Annotated in this window: 16 protein-coding genes; 10 read left to right on the top strand and 6 right to left on the bottom strand. The window is 63.8% G+C overall.

What is annotated here, in order from left to right; genetic code table 11:
- Position 1 precedes the first annotated feature (1 nt).
- Positions 2–808, top strand: coding sequence for a DUF1365 domain-containing protein (locus AC1RRE_RS11275; RefSeq protein WP_492981231.1), 807 nt, complete (start codon positions 2–4; stop codon positions 806–808).
- Between the two features lie 11 nt (positions 809–819).
- On the top strand, positions 820–2,172 hold the full coding sequence (locus tag AC1RRE_RS11270) for a class I SAM-dependent methyltransferase (protein ID WP_492981230.1): 1,353 nt from the start codon (positions 820–822) through the stop codon (positions 2,170–2,172).
- A gap of 13 nt (positions 2,173–2,185) precedes the next feature.
- Here the strand turns inward: AC1RRE_RS11270 and AC1RRE_RS11265 are convergent, their stop codons facing one another.
- Positions 2,186–2,875, bottom strand: coding sequence for a ChrR family anti-sigma-E factor (locus AC1RRE_RS11265; RefSeq protein ID WP_492981229.1), 690 nt, complete (start codon positions 2,873–2,875; stop codon positions 2,186–2,188).
- Between the two features lie 57 nt (positions 2,876–2,932).
- Between AC1RRE_RS11265 and AC1RRE_RS11260 the strand changes: the two genes are divergently transcribed.
- The 6 genes from AC1RRE_RS11260 (at position 2,933) to AC1RRE_RS11235 (ending at position 7,371) form a co-directional block, all read left to right on the top strand.
- Entirely contained in the window at positions 2,933–3,430 is a 498-nt protein-coding gene (locus tag AC1RRE_RS11260) for a gamma-glutamylcyclotransferase family protein (protein WP_492981228.1), read from the top strand.
- Positions 3,415–4,062 carry an NUDIX domain-containing protein gene (locus AC1RRE_RS11255; protein ID WP_492981227.1) on the top strand — a complete coding sequence of 216 codons (648 nt, stop codon included), beginning with the start codon at positions 3,415–3,417 and terminating at the stop codon, positions 4,060–4,062. The genes AC1RRE_RS11260 and AC1RRE_RS11255 overlap by 16 nt, the downstream gene beginning before the upstream one ends.
- A 70-nt stretch (positions 4,063–4,132) precedes the next feature.
- On the top strand, positions 4,133–5,134 hold the full coding sequence (locus tag AC1RRE_RS11250) for a cysteine synthase A (protein ID WP_492981226.1): 1,002 nt from the start codon (positions 4,133–4,135) through the stop codon (positions 5,132–5,134).
- Positions 5,135–5,138: 4 nt separating this feature from the next.
- Positions 5,139–5,861 carry an alanyl-tRNA editing protein gene (locus AC1RRE_RS11245; protein WP_492981225.1) on the top strand — a complete coding sequence of 241 codons (723 nt, stop codon included), beginning with the start codon at positions 5,139–5,141 and terminating at the stop codon, positions 5,859–5,861.
- A 21-nt stretch (positions 5,862–5,882) separates the two neighbouring features.
- Positions 5,883–6,749: a 3-mercaptopyruvate sulfurtransferase gene (gene sseA / locus AC1RRE_RS11240; RefSeq protein WP_492981224.1), complete on the top strand. Its 867-nt coding sequence runs from the start codon at positions 5,883–5,885 to the stop codon at positions 6,747–6,749.
- A 10-nt stretch (positions 6,750–6,759) separates the two neighbouring features.
- The gene (locus AC1RRE_RS11235) at positions 6,760–7,371 is read left to right on the top strand and encodes a GNAT family N-acetyltransferase (RefSeq protein ID WP_492981223.1); all 612 of its coding nucleotides are present in this window, start codon (positions 6,760–6,762) and stop codon (positions 7,369–7,371) included.
- On the opposite strand, the gene AC1RRE_RS11230 is transcribed toward AC1RRE_RS11235, so the two are convergent.
- Together AC1RRE_RS11230 and AC1RRE_RS11225 are read right to left on the bottom strand one after the other, a co-directional pair.
- Positions 7,372–9,483 (bottom strand): catalase, encoded by a 2,112-nt coding sequence (locus tag AC1RRE_RS11230; RefSeq protein ID WP_492981222.1) that lies wholly within the window; start codon positions 9,481–9,483, stop codon positions 7,372–7,374.
- Between the two features lie 75 nt (positions 9,484–9,558).
- Positions 9,559–10,194 (bottom strand): CGNR zinc finger domain-containing protein, encoded by a 636-nt coding sequence (locus AC1RRE_RS11225; protein WP_492981221.1) that lies wholly within the window; start codon positions 10,192–10,194, stop codon positions 9,559–9,561.
- 52 nt (positions 10,195–10,246) lie between these two features.
- On the opposite strand from AC1RRE_RS11225, the gene AC1RRE_RS11220 reads away from it, so the two are divergent.
- Both AC1RRE_RS11220 and AC1RRE_RS11215 read left to right on the top strand, forming a co-directional pair.
- Positions 10,247–10,975 (top strand): AzlC family ABC transporter permease, encoded by a 729-nt coding sequence (locus tag AC1RRE_RS11220; RefSeq protein WP_492981220.1) that lies wholly within the window; start codon positions 10,247–10,249, stop codon positions 10,973–10,975.
- Positions 10,968–11,288 carry an AzlD family protein gene (locus AC1RRE_RS11215; RefSeq protein WP_492981219.1) on the top strand — a complete coding sequence of 107 codons (321 nt, stop codon included), beginning with the start codon at positions 10,968–10,970 and terminating at the stop codon, positions 11,286–11,288. Before AC1RRE_RS11220 ends, AC1RRE_RS11215 begins: the two co-directional genes overlap by 8 nt.
- Here AC1RRE_RS11215 and AC1RRE_RS11210 read toward each other — a convergent pair.
- The 3 genes from AC1RRE_RS11210 to AC1RRE_RS11200 all read right to left on the bottom strand — a co-directional run bounded on the left by AC1RRE_RS11210 (position 11,285) and on the right by AC1RRE_RS11200 (position 13,423).
- Entirely contained in the window at positions 11,285–11,956 is a 672-nt protein-coding gene (locus AC1RRE_RS11210) for a DUF1345 domain-containing protein (protein ID WP_492981218.1), read from the bottom strand. The genes AC1RRE_RS11215 and AC1RRE_RS11210 overlap by 4 nt on opposite strands.
- Before the next feature lie 64 nt (positions 11,957–12,020).
- A complete protein-coding gene (locus AC1RRE_RS11205) occupies positions 12,021–12,515 on the bottom strand; it encodes a hypothetical protein (protein ID WP_492981217.1) in 495 nt (164 codons plus the stop codon).
- A 167-nt stretch (positions 12,516–12,682) separates the two neighbouring features.
- On the bottom strand, positions 12,683–13,423 hold the full coding sequence (locus tag AC1RRE_RS11200; RefSeq protein ID WP_492981216.1) for an amino acid ABC transporter ATP-binding protein: 741 nt from the start codon (positions 13,421–13,423) through the stop codon (positions 12,683–12,685).
- Between the last annotated feature and the right edge of the window lie 2 nt (positions 13,424–13,425).

The following is a 13,425-nucleotide window of genomic DNA, read 5'->3' as shown; positions in this document are numbered from 1 at the left end:
CATGACAACGCTCTCTCTGCCCGATGCCAGTCTCTACCGCTGCCGGGTGATGCACGAGCGCCTGCTGCCCTTCCGGCACAGGTTCGACTACCGCGTTTTCTCGCTGCTGCTGGATATCGACCGGCTACCGCAGATCGCCGCGGGCTCGCGCCTGCTCAGCTACAACCGCTTCGGCCTGCTCGGCTTTCATGACCGCGATCATGGCCCGCGCGATGGATCGCCGCTGCGCCCCTGGGTGGAGGCGGCACTGGCACGCGAGGGCCTGAGTGAGGCAGCGGCGCGCATCCGCATCTTCTGCTTCCCGCGCCTGTTCGGCCATGTCTTCAATCCGCTCAGTGTCTTCTTCTGCTACGACGCGGCCGAGCGCCTGCGCGCCGTACTGTATGAAGTGAAGAACACTTTCGGCGACCAGCACACCTATCTGATCGAGATTCCGGCGCAGCGTAACAGCGCGCCGCTGGAGCACAGCGTGGCCAAGCGCTTCCATGTCTCGCCCTTCCTGCCGCTCAGTGGCGAATATCATTTTCGCCTGCTGCCACCCGGCGAAAAGATCGGCATCGTGATCCACCAGCATGGCGAGGGCGGCGCGCTGCAGCTGATCGCCACCCAGACCGGCCGTCATGAAGCGCTGTCCGATCACAGTCTGTTGAAGGCCTTCATCCGCCATCCGCTGATGACCGTAAAAATCGTTGCCGGCATCCACTGGGAGGCCCTGCAGCTCTGGCGCAAGGGCGCAGCCTTCTTCCGCTGGACGGCGCCGCCGCACGATCCTGTCTCGGCCGGCCGACCAAAACACGAGAAAGCGTGACGGAGCATTGCATGACTGAAGCGTTTGTTGATCGCAAGTCGACCCTGGGTGAAGCTGCAATCGAAGTCGCCGCTGAAGCTGTGCACGCCCGGCTTGCGCATCCCCGCATTGCTCACCCTTCTTCAGCCGAGCCGCTGGTGGTCCGGTCGCCGCAGGATGTGCGGCACCTGCCCGGCCTGACCCGCTGGATGCGCCTGATGCTGTCGCTGTCGGCGCGCATCAGCCACGGCAGCATCACCATCACCCTGCCCGATGGCCGCGCCCTGCAGGCTCATGGCACCCAGCCCGGTCCCGCTGCCAAACTGCATGTGAACAACCAGCGGCTGGCGAAGAGACTGCTGCTGGGCGGCAACCTCGCCGTCGGCCAGGCCTATATCGACGGCGATTACGATTGCGACAATCTCGGCGCGCTGACCGAGTGGGCCTGCCTCAACAGCGGGCTGGATTCCACCCTGATGGGCAAACCCTGGCTGCGGGCGCTACGCCGCATCGGCTTTGCCTTCGCCGCCAACAGCAAGCGCGGCAGCAAGCGCAACATCGCCTATCACTATGATCTGGGCAACGACTTCTACGGCCACTGGCTCGACCGCTCGATGACCTATTCCTCGGCGCTGTGGCATCGCGGCGACGAGAGCCTGGAAGAAGCCCAGTTCAACAAATACCGCCGGCTGGCCGGCGAGACCCTGCAGCTCAAGCCGGGCCAGCGCGTGCTGGAGATCGGCTGCGGCTGGGGCGGCTTTGCCTGTGTGGCCGCACGCGAGTTCAGCGCCAAGGTGCATGCCGTCACCATCAGCCGCGAGCAGCACGACTATGCGCAGGCACGGGTGCAGCGTGAAGGATTGGGTGACAGCATCACCATCGAACTGCGCGACTATCGCGACCTGACCGGGCAGTATGACGCCATCGCCTCCATCGAGATGATCGAGGCCGTGGGCGAAAAATACTGGCCGACCTATTTCAGCCAGTTGCGCGACCGCCTGCTGCCGCAGGGCCGCGCCGGCATCCAGGCCATCGTGATCGACAACAAGTTTTTCGACGACTATCGCGGCACCATGGATTTCATCCAGGCGCATATCTTCCCCGGCGGCATGCTGCTTTCGCCCGACATGATCGCCAGGCAAGCCAACGCGGCCGGCCTGCAGATCGCCGACGCCTTCAGCTTCGGCCGCGATTACGCGCGCACGCTGAACGACTGGCATCGCCGCTTCGAGGCCGCCTGGCCGCAAATCCGCGCGCTGGAAAGCCGGCTGCTCGGGTTTGATGAACGCTTCCGCCGCATGTGGCGCTATTACCTCGCCTATTGCGAGGGCGGCTTCAACGCCGGCACCATCGACGTCATGCAATACGGCTTCAGCAAGAGCTAGCGACGTCGGCCGATCAGGCCGAAAGCCTTGCCCACTGGTTCAGAACCCAGCCAAACGGCCCGCTGAAATTCAGCGGCGCATCGGTGACGGCCAGCGCGATGCAGGGCTGGTCCAGCATCGCGACGGGACGATGGACGATGCCGCCATCAGCCACTTCCACATCACCGCGCCGGAATTCGCCGGCTTCGTCGTTGAAGCCACCGCTGAGCACCAGGGTCATTTCCTCGCCGCGATGGGTATGCAGCGGCATGCCCGTTCCGGGCGCGATCTTGAGCAGGCTGACCATGCCGCCCTTCGAGCGGGTCACCGGCAGGGCGTAGGAATGCAGCCCGGCACCGCTCCAGCGCCAGGGAATGTCGTCGATGCCGCGCACCAGATAATCATGCAGCGGCTTCGGGATGCGGCCCGGACCAGGAATCAGAGCGGCACCGGCGGGTTCCTGCGGACCCAGCCGGCCGGCGATGGCCTCGAAACCGGCCGTGTGGACCGCTTCCGCAGGGGCAGCCTCAAGCAGGCTGCCGGCGGCACGTTCCATGGTCGCCAGCTCGCGGCGGCAATGGGGGCAGAGCGTCAGATGGCAGGCGACCACCAGCGACCATGATTCCGCCAAATTGCCGCTGGCGTAATCGAGCAGCAACTCGCCCGGAATATGATGTTCCGGGAGACGAGTCTCCGGGGTCGGGCCTAGGTTGGTCACAGCCATGATCTTTGAGGAATTCCGCTCTCTCAACTACACGGTTAATATACGCAAGTCTTCGCAATGTGGATCATTCCCCAGACAGGTCAAGCCAGCCACCCCATGAAGTATTTCTTTTATGGCACCCTGTGCGATCCGGACGTCCAGAGCCTGATTCTCGGCTATCGGCCCAGCCCGCGCCAGTTGCAGCCGGCCCGCCTGCACGGCTACCGGCGCAAGCAGGCTCTGGGCCACAGCTACCCGGTCCTGATCCGGGCGCCGGGCGGCGTGGTCGATGGCCTGCCGTTCCACGCAGCTCGACCCCGGGATGCCGCCCGACTGGCCAATTATGAAGGACCAGAATACCTGGCCCGACGGTTGCCTGTGCAGCACCTGTGTGGGCAGGCGGAAACAAAACCATCCGATGCCGGCAGCCAGCTTGCGCTGGTGTTTCTGCCGGCGCGCGGCGCCCTGCCTGCTTCCAGCGCCGACTGGCGATTGTCGACATGGCAGCGCCACCAGAAGACCGATTTTCTCCGCAGTCTCCAGAATCAGGGACCGATGCCATGCGCAAGCCGCTAGACACCAGCCAGCAGCCGATGCCGGTGGAAGTCACCCGACAGGAAGCCCTCTTCCGCGGCCATCTCAAGGTCGACAAAATCTATCTCCGCCACGGCCTGTTCAATGGCGGCATGAGCGAAGAGATCGATCGCGAGGTGGTGTGGCGGCGCGATGCAGTCTGCATCATGCCCTACGATCCCGAACGCGATGAAGTCGTGCTGATCGAACAGTTCCGGACATCGGCGCTGTTCAACAACGATCCCGCCTGGATGGTCGAGGTCGTCGCCGGCCTGATCGAGGACGGCGAGGCGATCGAGGATGTCGGTCGGCGCGAGCTGAAGGAAGAAAGCGGACTGGAGGCCATCGGCGACCTGCTGCCGATCGGCATGACCTATTCCACGCCGGGCTTCTGCTGCGAACGGTTCCACATGTTTTGCGCCCGGGTGGACGCCACCAAGGCCGGCGGGGTGCACGGTCTGGATGACGAACACGAGGATATTCGCGTTTTCACCCTGCCCTTCACCGAGGCCTTCGCCATGTGGGAGGCGGGAAAAATCCCCAATTCGCCGGCCGCCGTGGGTCTGCTCTGGCTCGGCGTATACCGTGAGCAGTTGCGAAAAAAATGGGCCGATCCCCGCGGGTTGCGACCCTAACCCCCCCTCGGTATAGGATGGGCTTCGGGAGGCGCTATATCAGCCCAAACCCCAACAGACCGAGCCCGGCATGGACATCCGTAAAGACTTCATCGACAGCATCGGCAAGACCCCCCTTATTCGCCTGAAAGCAGCCTCGGACCTCACCGGCTGCAACATCCTCGGCAAAGCCGAGTTCATGAATCCCGGCGGCTCGGTCAAGGACCGCGCGGCCCTGTTCATCGTGCAGGATGCGATCAAGCGCGGCGCGCTGCGCCCCGGCGGCACCATCGTGGAAGGCACTGCCGGCAATACCGGCATCGGCCTGGCGCTGGTGGCCAATGCCATGGGCTTCAAATCCGTGATCGTGATGCCGGATACCCAGAGCCAGGAGAAGAAGGATTTCCTGCGCCTGTGCGGCGCCGACCTGCGTCTGGTACCAGCCGTGCCCTACAAGGATCCGAACAACTACGTGAAATATTCCGGCCGTCTGGCCGAAGAGCTGAACAAGACCGAGCCCAACGGCGCGATCTGGGCCCAGCAGTTCGATAACGTCGCCAACCGCGAGGCGCATTACCGCACGACCGGCCCGGAGATCTGGGACCAGACGAATGGCAAGGTCGATGGTTTCACCTGCGCGGTCGGTTCGGGCGGCACGTTCGCCGGCATTCTGATGGCGCTGAAAGAACGCAATCCGAAGGTACAGGTGGCGCTGGCCGATCCGATGGGCGCGGCGCTCTATCACTACTACAAGCATGGCGAACTGAAAGCCGAAGGCAGCTCGATCACCGAAGGCATCGGCCAGGGCCGCATCACTGCCAACCTGGAAGGCATCACGCCCGACGACGCCTTCCAGATCACCGACGAGGAAGCCCTGCCCGTGGTGTTCGACCTGGTGCAGCATGAAGGCCTGGTGCTGGGCGGCTCGACCGGCATCAACGTGGCTGCCGCGATACGCCTCGCCAAGAAAATGGGGCCGGGCCACACCATCGTGACCATTCTGGCCGATGGCGGCGCGCGCTATCAGAGCAAGATGTTCAATCCGGAATTTCTGCGTTCCAAGAACCTGCCTGTCCCGCCCTGGATGGCCTGATCCCATGACCGACTTCCTGTTCCGCGACGATGCCTATCTGACAAGCTGCGAGGCGGTGATCACCGCCATCGACGAACGCGGCTTCCAGACCAACCGCACCATCTTCTACCCGATGGGCGGCGGCCAGCCCGGCGATGTCGGCCGCTTCGTGCTGGAAGGTGGCGAGATCGTCGAGATCGCCGATACCCGCAAGGGCGATGGCCCCGACGGCATCATCCATGTGCCGGCCGGCGGCACGGCGGCACTGAAAGTGGGCGGCAAGGGCAAGCTGGAACTCGACTGGGCGCGGCGGCATCGCCTGATGCGCATGCATACCTGCCTGCACCTGTTGTCGGCGCTGGTGCCCTTCCCCGTGACCGGCGGCCAAGTCGGCGACGGCAAGGGCCGGCTGGATTTCGACATGGCCGACAGTATCCCGGACAAGGACACACTGACGACGAAGCTGAACGAACTGATCACCGCCGATCATGCCGTGACATCGCGCTGGATCACCGACGATGAACTGCTGTCCAGCCCCGATCTGGTGAAGACCATGGCGGTGAAGCCGCCGATGGGTCTGGGCAAGGTACGGTTGATCGAGGTGGTGGGCGTCGAGCGACCGCTCGACCTGCAGGCCTGCGGCGGCACTCATGTGAAGCAGACCGGCGAGATCGGTCCGGTGGTCGTGCGCAAGGTTGAGAACAAGGGCCGGCAGAACCGCCGGGTGAATATCGAATTCGCGGCCTGAAGACCGCAATCAGGGAGCAGCATGATGAACTACGTCAATCCGGACGCGCTGGTATCGACCGAATGGCTGGCCGAGCACCTGAGGGCGCCTGATTTGCGCATCGTCGATGCCTCCTGGTACCTGCCGACCATGAGCCGCAATGGCAAAGCCGAATATGCCGATGCGCATATCCCCGGCGCGGTGTTCTTCGATATCGACGAGATCGCCGACACCGACGTGCCGCTGCCGCATATGCTGCCCAGCCCGGAAAAATTCGCCTCGCGCATGCGGCGGCTGGGGATCGGCGACGGCAACCGTATCGTGGTGTATGACGGCTCGGATAATCACCTCTCCGCCCCGCGCGCCTGGTGGATGTTCCGTGTCTTCGGCCATACCGATGTCGCCGTGCTGAACGGCGGCTTCAAGAAATGGAAAGCCGAAGGCCGTCCGGTGGAGGACCTGCCACCGATGCCGCGCGAACGGCATTTTACTGCCCGCCGCAACGACCTGCTGGTGCGTGACGTCGACCAGATGCGCGCCAACATGAGCGCACCGCGCGAGCAGGTGGTGGATGCCCGCAGCAAGGGGCGCTTTGAAGGCACCGAAGCCGAGCCGCGTGTCGGCCTGCGCGGCGGCCATATCCCCGGTTCGCTGAACGTGCCGTCATCGCTGATGACCGATCCCAAAACCGGCCTATTCCAGTCCGCCGATGCGCTGAAGGATATCTTCACCACGGCCGGCGTCGACCTGGCCAAGCCGACCACGACCACCTGCGGCTCGGGTGTGTCGGCCTGCATCCTGATGCTGGGTCTGCATCTGCTGGGCCATCGCCAGAATGCCGTCTATGATGGCTCCTGGACCGAATGGGGCGGCCGCGCCGACCTGCCGGCAGAACTCAACAAGCCCTGACCGGAGCGCCATGGCCGAAGCCCGCCATACCGATCAGAACACGGTTGCGCCGGCGATCTTCCGGCTGCCGCCGGCCATGCTGCTTGATGACGGACGCTACAACGTCACCGTCGTCTATCTCGAAATGCTGAAAAACCTGCCCGAGGGCAGCGACCGCGCGCCGCTGGTGCCGAAACTCGCCCTGCTGCGGCTGGACAAGCCCACCGTCGGTTTCTACCGCTACCTCTACGATACCGTCGGCCGCGCCTGGCACTGGCTCGACCGCCATCGCCTGAGCGATGTCGCGCTCGGCCAGATCATCACCGATCCGCTGGTGGAAATCTGGGTGCCGTATGTCGGCGGCGTGCCGGCCGGCTATATCGAGCTCGACCGTCGCGACGAGGGCAGCGATCCGCGCCGGCCGATCAACATCGCCTATTTCGGCCTGGCGCCGGAATTTTTCGGACGTGGCCTCGGCCCGTGGCTGCTGCGCGCCGGCGTGCGGCAAGCATTTTCCCATGGCACGCAGCGGCTGCTGGTGAACACCTGCAACCTCGATCACCCGACGGCGTTGCCGCTTTACCAGAAGATCGGTTTCCGGCCGTACCAGACGCGCGAAGCTCTGTTCGATCCGCGCCGCTGATCAGCCTGGACTACGAAGCTTCGGCTCGCGCGCCCAGATGCGATGCTGGCAGGCGGCAGCGGTGAAAGCCTTCATGCCACCCTTGCCTTCCAGCGCCACGATGCCGTCATCGGGCTCGACGCCGGCCTTGTCCATCAGCGGCTTGGCTGCGGCGACATGGCCGATCACCTTCAGATGGCTGAAAGCATCATGCACCCAGGCCACTGCACCGGCTTCACGCACCAGTTTCTTCACGCCATCGGCGGACGGCAGCAGCACGACCGCATCGAACAGCACCGACGGCCCGCCCGAGATGGTGTGATTGGCCGGCACCTTGCTGCCGTCGCTGAGCTTGGCGCCGCCGATCTTCGGCGCCACGATCTCGACCATCGCGCCTTCGGTCTGCGCCGCCTTCTGCACGGCGGCCAGCAATGCCGCATCGCCGCCATCGGTCAGCAGCACGCCGATCTTGCGGCCCTTGATGGTGGGCGGCGCCTTGGCGATCAGGCTGAGCGCCTTGGACGGCTTCATGGTCTTGGCCGGCACGGCGGGCGTCAGCGTCTCGGCCTGCCCTTCCATGCCCAGCGCCGCTTCCACCTGACCGCAGAGATCGGTGTGCACCAGCTTCAGCCGGCCCAGCATGCGGCGGCGGATGGCGATGGTCTCAACCTTGGCCAGCTCGAAGGCGAAGGCGCTGACGATATGGGTCTGTTCCGGCGGCGTCATCGACAGCCAGAACAGCCGCGCATGGCTGTAATGGTCGGCGAAGCTTTCCGGCCGCGCCCGCAGCTTGTCGTCGTTCACGGTCTCGGGGAATGAACTGAAACCCGCCGTGGGATGTTCGCGCGGGCTGTCCGGATCAAGGCTGTTCGGTTCATAGGCGACGCGCCCCTTTGGCACGTCCATGCGATGGATGCCGTCGCGCTGGAAGTTGCGCATCGGGCAGACCGGCCGGTTGATCGGAATTTCATGGAAGTTCGGACCGCCGAGGCGGCTGAGCTGGGTGTCGAGATAGGAATGCAGCCGGCCCTGTAGCAGCGGATCGTTGCTGAAGTCGATGCCCGGCACGATATGGCCCGGATGGAAAGCCACCTGCTCGGTCTCGGCGAAGAAGTTGTCAGGATTGCGGTCCAGCACCAGCTTGCCGATCATGGTCACCGGGATCATTTCCTCGGGGATCACCTTGGTGGGATCGAGCACGTCGAAGCCCAGCGCATCAGCGGTCTTTTCATCGAAAGCCTGAATGCCGAGTTCGAATTCCGGGAAATCGCCAGCCTCGATGGCGTTCCACAGGTCACGGCGATGGAAGTCGTAATCCGCGCCGGCCAGCTTCACGGCTTCGTCCCAGATCAGCGAGACCGAGCCAATGGTCGGCCGCCAGTGGAATTTCACGAAGGTGGATTTGCCCTTGGCATTGACGAAGCGGAAGGTATGGACACCGAAGCCTTCCATCATGCGATAGCTGCGCGGAATGCCGCGATCCGACATCGCCCACATCAGCATATGAGTGGTCTCGGGCATCAGTGAGGCAAAGTCCCAGAAGGTGTCATGGGCCGAGGCCGCCTGCGGGAAGGCGCGGTCGGGCTCCATCTTCACGGAATGAACCAGATCCGGGAATTTCATCGCATCCTGGATGAAGAAGACCGGGATGTTGTTGCCAACCAGATCGAAGTTGCCTTCAGACGTATAGAACTTCACGGCAAAGCCGCGAACATCGCGCACCGTATCGGGCGAGCCCGCGCCGCCAGCCACGGTGGAGAAGCGCACAAAGACCTTGGTCTTTTCGCGTGGATTCTGCAGGAAGGCCGCCTTGGTCAGGGCGCTCTGGTCCTTGTAGACCTGGAAATAGCCATGCGCGCCCGAGCCACGGGCATGCACGATGCGTTCGGGAATACGCTCGTGATCGAAATGCGTGATCTTCTCGCGCAGGATGAAATCTTCCAGCAGCGTCGGACCGCGCGCACCGATCTTCAGCGAATTCTGATTATCCGCGATGACCGTGCCCTGATTGGTGGTCAGGCGATCGCGGCCATCGGTGGCGCTGGCCTGCTGATGCGTCTCGCCACCCTTGCCGACAACGGTTTTCTTTGCCGCTGCCTTTGCCGGCGCGGCTTTATTCGGGGCCTTAGCCATTGTCCACCTCTGCTGCTGGTCACTTCACTGGAATGATTCCAATGAAAGCCCAGCCGCAAAGTTCCGGATCGAGCTCTAATGAGCTGTTTTCACCCGTTCGTAGTGGCGGCGCGCCTTGGCGCGGTTGCCGCAGCTTTCCATCGAGCACCAGCGGCGGCGTTTGTTCGGGCTGCTGTCATGGAACAGCCAGCCGCAGCCTGGCCCGGGACAGCAGCGGATGCTGGCTGGCTCCGCCGTCACCAGCAGTTCGGCCGCCAGACGCGCAATGGCGCCCAGCGGCGAGCCGAGCGCGAGGCCGTCGCCATGCGACTTCCAGACAAAGCGCTGCCCCGATGGCGCGATACTGCGGCCTTCGGGATAGCGCAGCAGGCATGTGTTCAGGATATCCAGATCGGCGGACCTTGCGGTCTTGCTCAGACGCGCGGCCCTGGTCAGACCATGCAGTGCCTCGCGCAGTGCGATGGCTTCGGTCAGTATCGCTGTCGCTCTGGATGGGGCGGCTGCAGCCTGACGCTCGAGCTCGGTTTCGGTCGATGCCCCGATGATGCCGCAGCGCCGGCACCAGGCCAGCAGTGCCGCGTAGGAGGTCATCATCTCCACCGCTCCGCCCTCGTCCACCGGTCGGTCGCGCCAGTCGACGGTATTGACGTAATCCAGCGCCGGATGACCGCCATGCAGGCTGAGTTCGAGGATGGGCAGCGTCTTCGTCATATAACCATCATACCGGTTGACTGCCCGCACGCCAATCCCTAGTTTGCGCCCCATGAATATACAAACGCCCGATTCTGCCGCCCATGCATCTGGGGGCGTCTTCACGCGTGAAGGCGTCTGGTATGGCATGAAGCTGACCCTGCCCTTCAGTGTTAGCGCATTGCCCTTCGGCATCGCATTTGGCGCAGCCGCGGTTGGCGTCACCATGTCGCCGGGCGAAGCGACCTTGATGAGCGCGGCCGCCTTTGCCGGCAGCGCGCAGTTCGCGGTGCTGAGTCTGTGGAGCGCCGCGCCGTTGCCCGTGCTGGCCATCATCCTGACCGGCTTCCTGGTCAATGCCCGGCATATCGTGATGGGTGCGGCCATGCAGCCCTATATCGCCAACCTGCCGCTCCGCTGGGTGCTGCCTATCGCCAGCGGCATGACCGATGCGGGCTGGGCCATCACGCTGCAGGCGATGACCAATGGCCGTCGCGATCTGGGTATCCTGCTGGGCACCGTGATCATGCAATGGCCGATCTGGGTGGGCGGAACGGTGCTGGGGGCATTTGCCGGTGCTGGTGGCCTGGACGTGAAGCGCTGGGGCCTCGACGTGCTGATCGCCGGCGTCTTCGCCACTTCAGTCATCGGCCTCTATCGTGATCGCAGCGACATCCTGCCCTGGATCGCCGCCGTGGCCGGGACCATCGCGGCCCTGCTCTGGCTGCCGGGCAACTGGTACATCCTGATCGGCGGCGCCTGCGCCGGCCTTGCCAGTTTGTGGGGCGGCCGCAATGACTGAATTCCTGACCTTCAACACCGCCGCCGTGATCGCCATCGCCGGCATGGCGCTCGCCACGCTGCTGACCCGCGTCGGCGGTTTCTGGATGATGAGCTATGTCACCATCTCGCCGCGGCTGGAGCGCTTCCTGCGCCACATGGCCGGCGGCGTGCTGGTCGCCATCGTCACCGCTGCCGCCATGAAAGGCGACCCGGCGATGTGGGCCGGGCTTGCAACCGCCATCGTCGCCATGCTGGTGCTGCGCAAGTCGATGACCGCCATTCTGATCGGCATGATCGTCGCCGTCGTCATGCGCTATCTGCTGCCGCTTTAATTACTGGCGATCAGGTTCACGGTCAGCGCAATCACGGTCGTATTGAAAAAGAACGACACGATGCTATGCGCCAGCGTCAATCGCCGCATGCCGCGCGACTGGGTGGAAACATCCGAGACCTGGCAGGTCATCCCGATGACGAAGGAATAATAGGCGAAATCCCAGTAGTCCGGATCGCCCTTGCCCGGGAAGTCGAGCCCGCGGCGGTCTTCTTTCTTCCCGTCACCAGCCTCGTCGCCGTAATAGAGATGCGCATAGTGCAGCGCCAGCACGGTGTGGATCAGGAACCAGGCGCAGATCATGCTGGCACCACCAAAGCCCAGCCGCAGCCCCAGGATCAGCCCTTCCGCCGTCCCCTTACCATAGATGATCAGGCCGAGCGCCAGCAGGCTGATCATGGCGGCGATCACCACCAGCATCGAGACCACCCAGGCGCTGTCGTCCAGATCGCGAGCGCGTTTACGCAGCTGGGCGATCGAGATGTTGTTCACCGCATATACGGTCCAGCCGAGAAACAGCAGAACGCCCGCCACCCAGGCGGCGCCCGCATGCACCATCGGATCATCGGGCTGGAACGGCCAGAGGAAGATGCCCGCACCGATGCACAGGCAAATCAGCAGGCGCCAGCCCGCCGGCATGTGGCGCAGGATATCGAACAGACGATTCATGGTGTCCTCTTGGTCCGCAGTCAGGCGGGCCAGAGTACAACGGAAGCCGGGAAACGGCAGTTCCCTATCGCTGCAGAGGCGTCGGGTCGCCCGGCTGCGACTGCCAGTCCAGCACCCTCCACTGACCGTTGGTGCGGCGCAGATGATAGCGCGTGGGCGGCGCCGGCGTGGTGAAGCAATCCGGCTCTTCCATCTGGAAGCCGCAGTTGCGGCCGGCAACAGCGATCACTGCTTCGTCGCCGGATGGCGCCTCGACGGCCGCGATCCGGTAGCTCCACCAGTAGCCGAGATGCTCCGTCCCCTCGAAGCCCAGACCGACCGGACCGACCGACCAGACCTTGCGGCACAGATCCGTGTCGCGGCGGGCAAAGCAGGCCAGCAGGGTTTCGACGGCGCAGACCGGCGTATCGGTCTGGCCGATGCAGCGGTTGTCGCTGCGACCGGATGGACCGATCAGACGGTACTGATTGACGGGATCGACATTGGGCAACTGGGCGATGGTAGGCCCGGCGGCAACGGCAACAAGGCCGGCAAGAAGACCAAGGACAATGCGACGCATGATGCTCCTCCCCTTTTTATTATGGAGAGAAGCCTATCACGGGTTTCAGCGATCCAAATGACGAAGCGCGATCACATCACCCGAATGTCAAAGACGGGTATGGACCGCGCTTACGTCGTCACCGCTCTGCCCCGTCCATGTAAACGGGGCAGTTACGTCATGGCCGCTCAGTGCAGGATCTGGCTGAGGAACAGCTTGGTGCGTTCGTTCTGCGGATTCGAGAAGAACTCATCGGGCGTGTTCTGCTCGATGATCTCGCCGCGATCCATGAAGATCACGCGATCGGCCACCTTGCGGGCGAAGCCCATCTCGTGAGTCACGCAGAGCATGGTCATGCCGCCTTCCTGGGCCAGGCCGACCATGACATCCAGCACTTCCTTGACCATTTCCGGATCGAGCGCCGAGGTCGGCTCATCGAACAGCATGATCTTGGGGTTCATGCAAAGCGACCGCGCGATGGCGACGCGCTGCTGCTGGCCGCCCGAAAGCTGGCCCGGATACTTGTTGGCCTGCTCGGGGATGCGCACGCGGCTGAGATACTTCATCGCGGTGGCTTCGGCTTCCGCCTTGGGCTGACGCAGCACCCAGATCGGGCCCAGCGTCAGGTTTTCCAGCACGGTAAGATGCGGGAAGAGATTGAAGTGCTGGAACACCATGCCCACTTCGCGGCGGATCGCGTCGATGTTTTTCAGGTCGTTGGTCAGCTCGGTGCCATCGACGATGATATGGCCCTTCTGGTGCTCTTCCAGGCGATTGATGCAGCGGATCATGGTCGACTTGCCGGAGCCGGACGGCCCGCAGACGACGATACGCTCGCCCTTCTTGACGTTGAGGTTGATGTTCCGCAACACGTGGAATTCGCCATACCACTTGTTGACGCTCTGCAGTTCGATAACGGGACCAGCCATGT

The organism is Ferrovibrio sp. GW821-FHT12D07 (assembly GCF_058807275.1).
Note: the sequence above shows the minus strand (reverse complement) of the source record. Positions and strands in the feature narration are given on the sequence as shown.

What these genes read in the sequence shown, in the direction of transcription:
- AC1RRE_RS11275 (WP_492981231.1), top strand. Translation starts at nt 2, where the DNA reads ATGACAACGCTCTCTCTGCCCGATGCCAGTCTCTACCGCTGCCGGGTG.
- AC1RRE_RS11270 (WP_492981230.1), top strand. Translation starts at nt 820, where the DNA reads ATGACTGAAGCGTTTGTTGATCGCAAGTCGACCCTGGGTGAAGCTGCA.
- AC1RRE_RS11265 (WP_492981229.1), bottom strand. Translation starts at nt 2,875, where the DNA reads ATGGCTGTGACCAACCTAGGCCCGACCCCGGAGACTCGTCTCCCGGAA.
- AC1RRE_RS11260 (WP_492981228.1), top strand. Translation starts at nt 2,933, where the DNA reads ATGTGGATCATTCCCCAGACAGGTCAAGCCAGCCACCCCATGAAGTAT.
- AC1RRE_RS11255 (WP_492981227.1), top strand. Translation starts at nt 3,415, where the DNA reads ATGCGCAAGCCGCTAGACACCAGCCAGCAGCCGATGCCGGTGGAAGTC.
- AC1RRE_RS11250 (WP_492981226.1), top strand. Translation starts at nt 4,133, where the DNA reads ATGGACATCCGTAAAGACTTCATCGACAGCATCGGCAAGACCCCCCTT.
- AC1RRE_RS11245 (WP_492981225.1), top strand. Translation starts at nt 5,139, where the DNA reads ATGACCGACTTCCTGTTCCGCGACGATGCCTATCTGACAAGCTGCGAG.
- sseA (WP_492981224.1), top strand. Translation starts at nt 5,883, where the DNA reads ATGATGAACTACGTCAATCCGGACGCGCTGGTATCGACCGAATGGCTG.
- AC1RRE_RS11235 (WP_492981223.1), top strand. Translation starts at nt 6,760, where the DNA reads ATGGCCGAAGCCCGCCATACCGATCAGAACACGGTTGCGCCGGCGATC.
- AC1RRE_RS11230 (WP_492981222.1), bottom strand. Translation starts at nt 9,483, where the DNA reads ATGGCTAAGGCCCCGAATAAAGCCGCGCCGGCAAAGGCAGCGGCAAAG.
- AC1RRE_RS11225 (WP_492981221.1), bottom strand. Translation starts at nt 10,194, where the DNA reads ATGACGAAGACGCTGCCCATCCTCGAACTCAGCCTGCATGGCGGTCAT.
- AC1RRE_RS11220 (WP_492981220.1), top strand. Translation starts at nt 10,247, where the DNA reads ATGAATATACAAACGCCCGATTCTGCCGCCCATGCATCTGGGGGCGTC.
- AC1RRE_RS11215 (WP_492981219.1), top strand. Translation starts at nt 10,968, where the DNA reads ATGACTGAATTCCTGACCTTCAACACCGCCGCCGTGATCGCCATCGCC.
- AC1RRE_RS11210 (WP_492981218.1), bottom strand. Translation starts at nt 11,956, where the DNA reads ATGAATCGTCTGTTCGATATCCTGCGCCACATGCCGGCGGGCTGGCGC.
- AC1RRE_RS11205 (WP_492981217.1), bottom strand. Translation starts at nt 12,515, where the DNA reads ATGCGTCGCATTGTCCTTGGTCTTCTTGCCGGCCTTGTTGCCGTTGCC.
- AC1RRE_RS11200 (WP_492981216.1), bottom strand. Translation starts at nt 13,423, where the DNA reads ATGGCTGGTCCCGTTATCGAACTGCAGAGCGTCAACAAGTGGTATGGC.